The organism is Clostridium sp. DL1XJH146 (genome assembly GCF_054819755.1).
On record NZ_JBTVVN010000035.1, the window covers coordinates 22,464 to 34,926 of the forward strand.

Annotated in this window: 10 protein-coding genes and 1 pseudogene; 8 read left to right on the top strand and 3 right to left on the bottom strand. The window is 29.7% G+C overall.

The features are described from left to right. Positions 1–274 precede the first annotated feature (274 nt). The 4 genes from aspS (at position 275) to gatB (ending at position 5,086) form a co-directional block, all read left to right on the top strand. Positions 275–1,564 carry an aspartate--tRNA(Asn) ligase gene (aspS, locus tag ACVHXK_RS14610; protein WP_461207148.1) on the top strand — a complete coding sequence of 430 codons (1,290 nt, stop codon included), beginning with the start codon at positions 275–277 and terminating at the stop codon, positions 1,562–1,564. 322 nt (positions 1,565–1,886) lie between these two features. Next, positions 1,887–2,171: an Asp-tRNA(Asn)/Glu-tRNA(Gln) amidotransferase subunit GatC gene (gatC, locus tag ACVHXK_RS14615; protein WP_461207149.1), complete on the top strand. Its 285-nt coding sequence runs from the start codon at positions 1,887–1,889 to the stop codon at positions 2,169–2,171. A 14-nt stretch (positions 2,172–2,185) separates the two neighbouring features. Then, entirely contained in the window at positions 2,186–3,631 is a 1,446-nt protein-coding gene (gatA, locus tag ACVHXK_RS14620; RefSeq protein WP_461207150.1) for an Asp-tRNA(Asn)/Glu-tRNA(Gln) amidotransferase subunit GatA, read from the top strand. Between the two features lie 15 nt (positions 3,632–3,646). Beyond that, positions 3,647–5,086, top strand: a complete 1,440-nt coding sequence (gatB, locus tag ACVHXK_RS14625; protein WP_461207151.1) for an Asp-tRNA(Asn)/Glu-tRNA(Gln) amidotransferase subunit GatB — start codon at positions 3,647–3,649, stop codon at positions 5,084–5,086. Between the two features lie 147 nt (positions 5,087–5,233). On the opposite strand, the pseudogene ACVHXK_RS14630 reads toward gatB, so the two are convergent. Continuing rightward, positions 5,234–5,389, bottom strand: a pseudogene (locus ACVHXK_RS14630) (HepT-like ribonuclease domain-containing protein); the annotation flags it as partial. Between the two features lie 63 nt (positions 5,390–5,452). Next, positions 5,453–5,890, bottom strand: coding sequence for a type VII toxin-antitoxin system MntA family adenylyltransferase antitoxin (gene mntA, locus ACVHXK_RS14635; protein WP_461207152.1), 438 nt, complete (start codon positions 5,888–5,890; stop codon positions 5,453–5,455). 185 nt (positions 5,891–6,075) lie between these two features. Between mntA and ACVHXK_RS14640 the strand changes: the two genes are divergently transcribed. The 3 genes from ACVHXK_RS14640 (at position 6,076) to ACVHXK_RS14650 (ending at position 9,159) form a co-directional block, all read left to right on the top strand. Then, positions 6,076–6,444 carry a BlaI/MecI/CopY family transcriptional regulator gene (locus ACVHXK_RS14640; RefSeq protein WP_461207153.1) on the top strand — a complete coding sequence of 123 codons (369 nt, stop codon included), beginning with the start codon at positions 6,076–6,078 and terminating at the stop codon, positions 6,442–6,444. Positions 6,445–6,465: 21 nt separating this feature from the next. Beyond that, positions 6,466–8,256, top strand: coding sequence for a M56 family metallopeptidase (locus ACVHXK_RS14645; protein WP_461207154.1), 1,791 nt, complete (start codon positions 6,466–6,468; stop codon positions 8,254–8,256). A gap of 156 nt (positions 8,257–8,412) precedes the next feature. After that, positions 8,413–9,159, top strand: coding sequence for a Fic family protein (locus ACVHXK_RS14650; protein WP_461207155.1), 747 nt, complete (start codon positions 8,413–8,415; stop codon positions 9,157–9,159). A 179-nt stretch (positions 9,160–9,338) separates the two neighbouring features. Here ACVHXK_RS14650 and ACVHXK_RS14655 read toward each other — a convergent pair whose 3' ends face one another. Then, positions 9,339–10,499 carry an aspartate aminotransferase family protein gene (locus tag ACVHXK_RS14655; protein WP_461207157.1) on the bottom strand — a complete coding sequence of 387 codons (1,161 nt, stop codon included), beginning with the start codon at positions 10,497–10,499 and terminating at the stop codon, positions 9,339–9,341. Between the two features lie 481 nt (positions 10,500–10,980). On the opposite strand from ACVHXK_RS14655, the gene argC reads away from it, so the two are divergent. Further along, positions 10,981–12,018 carry an N-acetyl-gamma-glutamyl-phosphate reductase gene (gene argC / locus ACVHXK_RS14660; RefSeq protein WP_461207156.1) on the top strand — a complete coding sequence of 346 codons (1,038 nt, stop codon included), beginning with the start codon at positions 10,981–10,983 and terminating at the stop codon, positions 12,016–12,018. The last annotated feature ends 445 nt before the right edge of the window (positions 12,019–12,463 follow it).

The window sequence follows — 12,463 nt, forward strand, 5'->3', positions numbered from 1 at the left end:
CTTTTTTATGTTTAAATATATTTTTAGAATAAAAATGCACAATGCACAATGCACAATGCACAATGCACAATGCACAATGCACAATTGAGGTTGATTTTCTTCCCGGTGGTCAGAAAATCTTTAATTAAAGAAAAGCAATTAATTAAAAACAATAGATTAAACAATAAATTTAAAATAATGAATTTAAAATAATGAATTTAAAATAATGAATTAATAAAGATAATAAGAACTGATATTTTAAAAATAAGAAAAAAAGAAAAGGAGATGCATTTTAATGGAAAGATTATTTACAAAACAAGTGTTACAATTAGAAGAAGGAAAAGTTTTAGTAAAGGGATGGGTTCATAAAATAAATGATTTAGGAAAAGTTAATTTTATAATACTAAGAGATAAGACTGGGGTAATGCAGTTAGTTGCTGATAAAGAAATGATGAAAGATATTAGAAATGAAGCATCTATTGAAGTTGTTGGTGAAGTTTGTAAAAACAGTAAAGCGCCAGGTGGAGTAGAAATTCAAGTAGAAGAAATAAAAATCGTTGGTAAAACTCATTATGAAAAATTACCTTTTGAAATAAATAAGAGAGACATATCGGCAAAACTAGAAACTCAATTAGATAATAGATTTTTATCTTTAAGAAAGCCATCTCTTAGATATATATTTAAAGTTCAACAAGAGATAGAAGAAGCATTTAAAAGTTTTTTAAGAGGAAAAGGATTTTCGCAAATTCATAGTCCTAAAATAATTGATTCAGGAACTGAAGGCGGAAGCGAGATGTTTACAGTTGATTTTTATGATAGAAGAGCCTTTTTAGCACAAAGTCCTCAGTTTTATAAGCAGATGATGGTAGGAGCTGGATTTGAAAGAGTATTTGAAGTAGGGCATGCATATAGAGCAGAGCTTCATAATACATGGAGACATTTGAGTGAATATGTTAGTTTAGATGTTGAGATGGGTTTTATTAAAAATGAAGAAGATATAATGGATTTAGAAGAAGAATTAATGAACTATATCTACAAACATCTTAGAGAAACTTGCGCTGAAGAGTTAAAGTTTTATGGAATAACTTTAGAAGAAAAACTTGAAATACCAAGATATCCACTAAAAGCAGCTCAAGATATTGTTATGAAGGAATATGGCAAACCATCTCCTCCAGGAAACTTAAGTGCAGAAGGGGAAAAATTATTTGCAGAATATATAAAGAAAGAGCATAATAGTGATTTTGTGTTCATAACAGAATATCCAATTTCAAAAAGACCTATGTATACAATGCCTCATGAAGAAAAAGAGGGAGTTACAAGAAGTTTTGACTTAATATATAAAGGACTTGAAATTACAACTGGTGGTCAAAGAATTCATGACTATGAAATGCTAATAGAGAATATTAAAAAGTTTGGATTAGATCCTGTTAATTTTGAATTTTACACAGAATCATTTAAATATGGTATGCCACCACATGGCGGACTTGCAATTGGTCTTGAAAGGATTACAATGAAGATATTGGGTCTTGATAATATTAGACAATCTACATTATTACCAAGAGATCTTAAGAGATTAACACCGTAAAAGATCAATGCACAATTTACAATGCACAATGTACAATTAAGGAGGAAATTTTTTAGCGGAGCTAAAAAATTTCTAGATTTTAATTAAAAGAATGTGAGAATAAGTTAATTGTGAAATATTGATTAATATAAAGATGTAGAATAAATTTTTGATTTAGAGGTAAAAGTAAGAAATAGCATGTTATAGTATTTAGATAGAAATTGTTACGATTATTAAATTATGTTTTAATAAAACAAAGATTTTCTGACCAAAGGGAAGAAAATCATCCACAATTGTGCATTGTACATTGTGCATTGTGCATTGAATTAAAAGGAGGTACACTATGAAGTTAAATGAAGATACTGTAAAATATATGGCTAAACTTGCTAAGTTAAGGTTTAGTGATGAGGAAATCAAAAAGTTAGCACTTGAATTTGAATCTCTTCTTGATCATTTTGCTCAAATAGATAATGTTGATTTAAGTGATATAGATGTTAATGCATTTGATGAAGTTAATACAGAATTTAGAAAAGATGAAATGAAAGTTTTTGAAGATAAAAAGAAACTATTTAGCAATGTTAAGTCTATGAGAGATACAAGTATTGAAGTTCCAAAAGTTGTAGAGTAGAGAGGAGGATACTTATGAAATTTACTGAATTAAAAGCAACGGAGATAAGAGATAAAGTTGTAAGCGGAGAAGTTAGTTGTGTTGAAATCACAAAAGAGTTTATAGAAAATATAAAAAAAGAAGATGAAGTAATACAAGGTTTTATAACTGTTTGTGAAGAAGAAGCTCTAAAGCAAGCTAAAGAGATTGATAGAAAAGTTAAAGATGGAGAAAAATTAGGTAAACTTGCAGGTATACCTATTGCCGTAAAAGATAACATATGTACAGATGGAATAAGAACAACTTGTGCATCAAAGATGCTTGGTGATTTTGTACCACCTTATGATGCTAATGTTACAACAAAACTTAAAGAGGAAGATGCAGTTATTATAGGAAAGACAAATATGGATGAATTCGCAATGGGTTCATCTACTGAAAACTCAGCATTTAAAGTAACTAAAAATCCAGTTGATATTACTAGAGTTCCAGGAGGGTCTTCAGGGGGTTCAGCTGCAGTTGTAGGAAATGGAATGGTTCCTATTTCATTAGGATCAGATACAGGTGGTTCTATTAGACAGCCAGCAGCTTTTTGTGGAGTTGTTGGAGTTAAACCCACTTATGGACTTGTATCAAGATTTGGATTGATTGCTTTTGGATCATCTCTTGATCAAATTGGACCATTTGCAAGAAATGTTGATGATGCAGCTCTTTTATTAGATGTTATTCAAGGATATGATTACAGGGATAATACAAGTAATAAAAAAGCTGATGAAACTAGCTTTTTAGATACAATTGATGATGGCGTTAGAGGAATGAAAATAGGAATTGCAAAAGAATTCTTTGTAGAAGGTTTAGATGAAGAAATTAAAGAAGCCGTACTAAGAAGTGTAGATAGATTTAAAGAATTAGGAGCAGAAGTAGAAGAAATATCGCTTCCTGTTACAGAAGCAGGCTTATCAGCGTATTACTTAATTTCTTCAGCAGAGGCTAGTTCAAATCTTGCAAGATACGATGGCATAAGATATGGATATAGAACAGAAGAATTTGAAGATGTTTATGAAATGATGGAAAAAAGCAGAACAGAAGCTTTTGGAGCTGAAGTTAAAAGAAGGATAATGCTTGGAACTTATGCTTTATCTTCAGGATATTACGATGCTTATTATAAAAGAGCTATGAAGCTTAAAAAGAAAATAAAAAATGAATTTATAAAGGTATTCGAAGATTATGATTTTATAATTTCTCCAACATCACCAGTTCTTCCTTTCAAAATAGGTGAGAGAACTGATGACCCACTTCAAATGTATTTAGCAGATATATATACTGTAAACATAAATTTAGCAGGGGTTCCTGCAATTTCTATTCCTTGTGGAGAAAGTAAAGAGAAACTTCCAATAGGGCTTCAACTAATAGGTCCTCACTTTGGAGAAGAAAAGTTATTTAGGGCAGCTAAAGCTTATGAAAAAGCTTATGGCTCTCTATAAGAAGGAGGAATTAATATGAGTAGTTATGAAACTATTATTGGTTTAGAAATACATGCTGAGTTAAATACTGCAACAAAAATATTCTGTAATTGTTCTACTAAATTTGGTGCTGAACCTAATGCTAATACTTGTCCGGTTTGCTTAGGACTTCCAGGAACTCTTCCAGTAATGAATGAAAATGTAGTGAAGTTAGCTGTAAAAGCTGGTCTTGCCCTTGGCTGTAAAATAAATAAATTAAATAAAATGGATAGAAAAAACTATTTTTACCCTGACCTACCTAAGGCATACCAAATTTCACAATTCGATCTTCCTATTTGTGGAGAAGGTAAAGTTGAAATTGAAACAGAAGCTGGTAAAAGGACAATTAGGCTTAATAGAATTCATATGGAGGAAGATGCAGGTAAACTAGTTCATATGGAATACGAGCCATATACTCTAATAGATTATAATAGAGTTGGAGTTCCACTTATTGAGATAGTTACTGAACCTGATATTCGTTCAATTGATGAAGCAGTTGAATTTCTTAAGACTTTAAAAGGTATACTTGAATATGCAGAGATTTCAGACTGTAAGATGGAAGAAGGTTCACTAAGATGTGATGCCAATATTTCTCTTAGAAAAGTAGGAGACGATAAGCTTAATACTAGAGTTGAAATCAAAAACCTTAACTCCTTCAAAGAACTTCAAAAGGCATTAGAAAAAGAGCAGAAGAGACAAACTGAACTTTATAATTATGGAGAAGAGTATAAAATAGTTCAAGAAACAAGAAGATGGGATAGCGGTAAAGGAAAAACCATTCCTATGAGAAGCAAAGAAGAAGCCCATGACTATAGATATTTCCCAGAACCAGACATTATTCCTATAGTTGTAGAGGAACATATTTTTGAAGAGGCAAGAGAAACTATGCCAGAGCTTCCAAAAGAAAAAAAGAAAAGATTAATGGAAGTATTGGGACTTGGAGAAAAAGAAGCGGATATACTTGTTAATGATAAAATGCTAGCTGAATACTATGAAGCATTAATTAAAGCTGGTTGTAATCCTAAATCTGGTTGCAATTGGGTTCTTGGAGATGTTTTAAGAGTACTTAAAGAAAACAAAGATGAAGCTACTAATTTTGCTATAGCACCTGAAAGACTTTATAAATTAATTAAATTAGTTGATGATAGTAAGATAAGTAATACAGCTGCAAAAACTGTTTTTGAAGAAATGCTTATTTCAGACAAAGAAGCAGATAAAATAGTTGAAGAAAAAGGTTTATCACAAATAAGTTCATCAGATGCCTTAGAAACTATAGTTATGGAAGTTCTTGAAGCTAATCCTAGCGTAGTTGAACAGTTTAAAGAAGGAAAAACTCAAGTTAAAGGTTTCTTAGTAGGTCAGATTATGAAAAAGACTAAAGGAAAAGCTAATCCTAAAATGGTTGCTGAGATGCTTGAGAAGAAATTGAGTGAGTAGGCATTAATTAGTATAGATATACATATTGAGACTAGTTCTGTTAAGGGGCTGGTCTTTTTATGTTTGGGTATATTTAAAATTAATGTAGGCAAGACTATTTACGAAAAAAAGTGAGATTCTAGTTGAATTTAGATTCTCACTTTTTAGTTAATAATTTCTCTTTATCCAAGTATTAATATCATTCATAAAATGAATAAAATCATCTAGGTGATTTTTAAGAATATTAAGCATTATTTTTTCATCAACTTTTGTATAATCATGAACAAGTATATTTCTAAAAGAAACCATATTTGCTAGTTGATTAGAGAATTTTTTTGTAGTTCTTTCATTTTAGAATCAATAGTCTTTAGTATATCTCTAGTCATTTTACTTATCAACTCCTATAGATTTTTCTATCCAATCTTCAACAGATTTGGTTTGTACCCTTCGGAAGGGCTCCATATCCATATATTCTTTAAGAACTCTCACTTCAAAATTGACTTTTATATTTTCATCTTCCACATAGACAATTTTACCATGTTTAATAACTTGATGTCTCAGTACTGGGTTAGCGGAGTTTAAAATAACCAAGTCAATATCGTCTCTTTTGAAGATAGAAGTAAATTCACTGATTAAGCTTAATTTGTCTAAAGGATTAAAATCTCTATCTAGAAGAATAGCAATATCTAAGTCGCTATTAGAATTATTATTTCCCTTTGCATATGAGCCAAATATGTATATTAATTTGATATCGTAGCTTTCTAGAAGGAATTCTATATTAGTTTGGATTAAGCTACGTACATCATCTATGCTCTTTTGAATCATAAAAAACACCTACTTATTATTTATTATTATCTATATTATACCATTGATAGAGGTTGTTAAACTATAATATTGAAATCATGTCAATTTGTTTGGCATGATTATTATAGATTAAGAAAGATATTGACAAAAGAAGACTACGGATGTAATATATACATACAGACTACAGTTGTAGGAAGGAGAACAATATGAATAATTTTCCGAGTATATCAGATGCAGAATGGCAAGTTATGAAGGTTTTATGGGATAGATCCCCATTAACCTCAACAGAAATAATTTCGGAATTAAAATCTAATAATACGTGGAGTCCTAAAACAGTGCATACCCTTATTAGTAGATTGGTAAAGAAAGAAGCTATAGAAGTTAAAAAAGGTTCTAAATTTAATTTATTTACTCCTATTGTGACACAAGAAGAGTGCAGCAGAGTTGAAACTAAATCATTTATTGAAAAAGTATATAATGGATCTATTCAAATGATGCTTAAAAATTTCATTAAAGATGAGAAATTATCTTCAGAGGAAATCGAAGAATTGAGACGTATGCTAGATGACAAATAGAGTATAAGGGGATGGGAGTGAATGAGTTTAGTAAGCTTGTTTAAAGGGGTGATTTCGCTATCGATAATGGGTAGTGTGCTTGCTTTAGTAATAATTGTGTTTAAAACAATTTTTAAAAATAGAATAAATGCTAAATGGCATTATTATATTTGGGTATTATTAATAATTAGATTAATAATACCTTATGCTCCAGAAAGTTCATTTAGTATATTTAACATGGTATCTCCTATTATGCAAAATTCTGAAGTATCTGAAGATAATAGTGGTAATTTTGATGTAGCCACTTTAGATTCAATCAAGGGAGAAGCTGAGTTTACATCCAATGAAAATATAACTCTTAATAATAGTAGTCAACAGAATATAAGGAATAATGATTTAAGTACAACTATAAAGAAAGATAATATATTTAATTATAATGTATTAAGTATAGTTTGGTTAATAGGTGTAATGTTTATATCACTCTATTTTTTATTAGTAAATTTAAAGCTTTATTTTGAAATTAGTAAAAACTCTTTGTGTAGAGAAAATGAAATTATTAAGAACTTTAATAATTGTAAATTTGAAATGAATATAAAAGGTAACGTTGAAATAATACACTATGAAAAAATAAATTCACCTTGTGTTTTTGGTTTTATAAGACCAAAGTTATTACTACCTCATAATATTTTAAGTGAATTGTCTTACGTAGAAATGAGATATGTACTATTGCATGAACTTTCTCATAAAAAGAGAAAGGATATTTTAATAAATTATATGGAAATGTTTGCAAGGGTGATACATTGGTTCAATCCGCTTATATGGTTTTCGTTAAATAAAATGCAAGAAGATTGTGAAATAGCTTGTGATGCATATGTGTTATCTCATATAAAATCAGTTGAACATAAAAATTATGGAGAAACAATAATTAATTTAGTAAATAGAATTTCATTTAGGTCTTGGAATCCTAGTATTACGCCTATGGCTAATAATAAATCAGGGATCAAAAGGAGAATTAAAATGATTGCTAATTTTAAGAAGAAATCTTGGAAATGGTCTGTAGTAGCCCTCATTATATTAATAGGAATAATAATTACTCTAATGACAAATGGAAATTATGATATTTTCAATAATGATAATTCTCCAAAAGTGAATATAGGTGTAGAGGTAAGAGAGTTGACAGAAGACGAGTTTAATAGGGTAGGAACAGCAGGTTTACAAAACCCTGCTATAGATGATTTTAGAATATTAAACTTAGATGTGGAGATTTCAAATGCTAATAAAATTAATAACAAAGTATTAGAGGTACCCGAATTAAATAACTTTGAGGATGTTTTGAATAAAACTGGTGAAAGGTATTGGTTTGGTAGTTCTAGTTACCAAAATAATGATGGTGAAGACATTTCACAAGCTACAAGAGAAATAGTTTTATACTTTAAAGGACTAGACGGAAGTAAATTGAGTGATTTGTTACAACCTTTGAAGATTAAAGTTGGTTGGCAAACAAGAAATGGCAATAGTATAGAAAAGACATATTCAGTAGGTGAGCAGCTTTTAGCAGAAAAGATTCAGGTTTCTGAGCAAGACATTATAAAAATTGTATTTGATCAACTGACAGCTGAAGAACAAGAAAGTATAAAGGATCTGTGGCAAGATGCATCATTACAAAAGGTAATTTTGGCTGGAGATATGGGAAGAATAAAAGATGAGGCTTATATTGGTAAAGAGGTGTATTTGATTAATTTTACTACAAATAATAAATTTGAGCCTAATAATATGGTTGTTTATGCTTCTATTGATGAGTATAAACTAGTAGGTTATGGATATGTAGAATGATTAGGAAATTAAGGCTAGTACAGAATTTATCTTTTAAACCACTTTAAATATCTGTAAATGCAAGCTTGTGCATAGTTGAAATATATGGATATATCATATAAATTAAGATATAATAATTAATATAAAAGCTATTGTAGAAGAGATGAGGTTTATAAAATGAATGAAATAATATTTGATAAAATAGATGATTTATTATTACAGTTAAATAAATGCCGTCCACTTACAGAGGGCGAGGTTGAGCGCTTAAGAGATGAGTTTCTGATTGATTTCACATATAACTCTAATGCCATTGAGGGCAATACTTTAACCATGCAGGAAACTGCACTTATTATAAATGAGGGTATAACCATTTCTAAGAAACCACTTAAAGAGCATCTGGAAGTAATAGGGCATAAAGATGCATATTGTTATGTAGAAGAACTTGTTAAACAGAAAATCATACTTTCAGAAAAGGTAATAAAAGATATACATAGTTTGGTTTTAATGGACAAACAGCAGGATAAAGGGGTATATAGACGATTGCCTGTTAGAATTATGGGGTCAGTATATGAGCCGCCACAACCTTATCTTGTACCTATTCAAATGGGACAGTTGATTTTAGACTATGAAGAAATGAAAAAAACAATGCATCCAATAAAGAGAATGGCATTATTTCATTTAATATTTGAGGTTATACACCCATTTATTGATGGTAATGGACGTACGGGTAGGTTGTTATTAAATCTAGAACTTATGAAAGAAGGTTATCCTGCTATTAATGTGAAATTTGACGATAGAAGTAGATATTATGATTGTTTTACACAATATCATCAATCAAAAGGCAATCCAGAAGCTATGGTTCTTATGGTTGCAGAGTACGTGAAAGAGGCACTAGAGAGGTATTTAGAGATAGTAAATCTTTGATTTGAAGTAGGTTACGCTAGAAAAAACTTCAATTCTAGTAGTATACAATTAAAGCAATGTATAATATTTTTAAGATATTTAATCTAAAATTTTTAATATAAATACTAAAAGAACACTCATACAAAATATGGGTGTTCTTGTAGCATAATGAGAATATTAAATATATCTTAAAGCTTAAACTATAGGCTCTTTATTGAATCTTCGAAAATACTTACAGCTTTATCAATTTCTTCTTTTGTTACATTTAGAGGAGGTAAAAATCTAAGTACATTTTTACCAGCTGATACAAGCAATAGTTTATTGTCAAAGCATTTTTGCATAACTTCTTTAGGATCTGCATTTACAATAACGCCAATCAATAGTCCCATTCCACGTACTGAGTCCAATGAGTCATATTTTTCTACAAGTAAATTTAATTTATCTTTAAGGTAGTTGCTTTTTTCAGTGACTCCTGAAATCACACCTTCATTTACCAATTCATTAATAACAGTATTTCCAACAGCACAAACTAAAGGATTACCACCAAAGGTTGTACCGTGGTCACCAGGCTGCAGTGCATCTGAACATTTTTCTGTAGCAAGCATTGCTCCTATTGGAACTCCTCCACCTAAGCCTTTTGCTAGGCAAACGACATCTGGAGTCACGTTAAAATTATCAAAGCAGAATAGTTTTCCACTTCTACCTATACCACATTGAACTTCATCAAAAATTAAAATGGAATCATATTGATCACAAAGTTCTCTAGCTTTATTAATGAATTCAGTACTGGCTGGAATTATTCCACCTTCACCTTGTATAGGTTCCATAATAAGAGCACAAACATTTTCGTCAAAAACAGCTTCTAATGCTTCTGTATCATTAAAATCAATAGAAGTAGCGCCTGCAATTAGGGGCTTAAAGCTTTCTTGGTATTTTGGTTGACCTGTTACAGAAAGAGCTCCCATACTTCTACCGTGGAAAGAATTATTCATATATATTATTTTGCTTTTTTCTGGTTTATCTACACTGTATTTTTTAGCTAATTTTAAAGCAGCTTCTACAGCTTCTGTTCCAGAGCTACAAAAGAAAGCTTTTTCAAAAGGCGAATTTTCGCATAGAATTTCTGCTAAATCTATTTGTTCTTTATTCCAATAGTAATTAGAAATATGAATTAAATTTTCAGCTTGATTTTTAATGCAATCTACTATTTTAGGATGACTATGTCCTAGGCAATTTACGGCTATACCTGAAACGAAATCTAGATACTCTTCTCCTTTATCATCATATAAATAAACTCCCTTACCCTTTATGAAATTTACAGGGAACCTTTTGTAAGTATACATAACGTTATTTTCCAATATAAATGACCTCCTTTTAGTTCAATGCACAATGCTCAATGCACAATTTATGATGATTTTACTTACGTAAAATATTAAATTTATAAAAAGTTCAAATTTAGTAAAATCTTATAAAACAGAATTAATTGTTAATTAATCAGTCAGTAAAATTAACTGCCCTATTTTTGAATAATTATACTATAATATGATTATATATGCAATATATAAAAGTTGTTTTTTAGAAAAAAAATTAAATATCTCAACAAGTGGCTTGTTTAAAAGATTAGTTGGGTAATTCTTAGGAGGATTTAAATAGAAGACTTATATAGCCTGTGAATAAATATAAAAAATATACAAAATAGTATTGAATAATTATGCATAAAGATGTATAATTACAATTATTCTATTTGAATAGGATAATATATAAATATTATCTGAAGAATAAAGAAAAACAACGTTAATTGTACATTGGAAATTATACATTGTTATTAGAGGAGGAATTGGTTTGATAGATGTAGGAATAATTGGGGCCACAGGATATGCAGGACAACAACTACTTTGGTTACTTATTAATCATAAGGAAGTTTCAATAGAATTTATAGCATCAAACAGCTTTGCAGGAGAAAAATATTCTAGTATTTATGAAAATTACGAAGGTATATTTGATCAAAATTGTATAGCAATAGAAGAAGTTAAGGAGAAGTTAGATAGTATTGATGTTTTATTTTTGGCTATGCCTCACGGTAAATCTTTCGATATAACTAAGGAAGCTTTAAATAAAGGGGTAAAAGTTATTGATATTGGGGCAGACTATAGATTAGAAGATAAAGAGGTATATGAGCAGTGGTATAAAGTGGAGCATAAACTACCGGAGCTTTTAGAAAAAGCAGTTTACGGACTTTGTGAGATAAATAGAGAAAAAATAAAAAACAAAAATTTAATTGCAAACCCAGGATGTTATACTACAGCAAGTATTTTAGCTTTATATCCATTAATGGCAGAAAAATTAATAGATAAAGATAGTATTATTATTGATGCAAAGTCAGGTGTAACTGGTGCAGGAAGAAAAGCTAATATAGGAACCCATTACACAGAATGTAATGAAACTATAAAGGCATATGGTATAGGAACTCATAGACATACTCCTGAAATAGAGCAAGAATTAGGCAAAGCCTATGGTGAAAAAGTTATACTTAATTTCACACCACATTTGGTTCCTATGAATAGGGGAATAATTTCTACTTGTTATGGCAAGTTAGTTGGAGAATACACAGAAGAAGAACTTTATAAAATTTATGAAAAATACTATGGTAATGAGAAATTCATAAGAATAAAAAAAGAACTACCTCAGACCAAATTAGTAAGAGGAAGTAATTATTGTGATATAGGTTTGAAAGTTGATAAAAGAACAAATAGGGTAATTGTTGTGTCTTGTATTGACAATTTAATGAAAGGTGCAGCTTCTCAGGCAGTTCAGAATATGAATATTATTTTTGGATTTAATGAAGAAGAAGGCATTGATATGGTACCGATGTACTTATAAAGCAATGCACAATGCACAATTTACAATGCACAATTGTGGATGATTTTCTTCCCTTTGGTCAGAAAATCTTTAATTATTAAATAGTTCAAGAGGTAAAGTTTACAATCTGCAGAAATAGATGATTGTGTTTCTAGCAGTTATAAGATTTTAATTAAGTAGTTGTTTTGATTTGATAAGAAAGTATTTGTTATATTAAATTAAGTTCTTAATCTTTTAATCAATTAATAGAATAAAGATTCTCGACCAAAGGGAGAGAATCAACTTTAATTGTGCATTGTGCATTGTGCATTGTGCATTATTAAAAAAGCAATAACGGATATAAGAATAAAAAGTATAGAAATAAACAATATTTAAAATAAGAACAAACAAGATAGTGTAAAGTAATCTATGAAAAAAGTACGCAGAAAAATATTTCTCATTATAGCATAGGAAATAAGAAAAAATG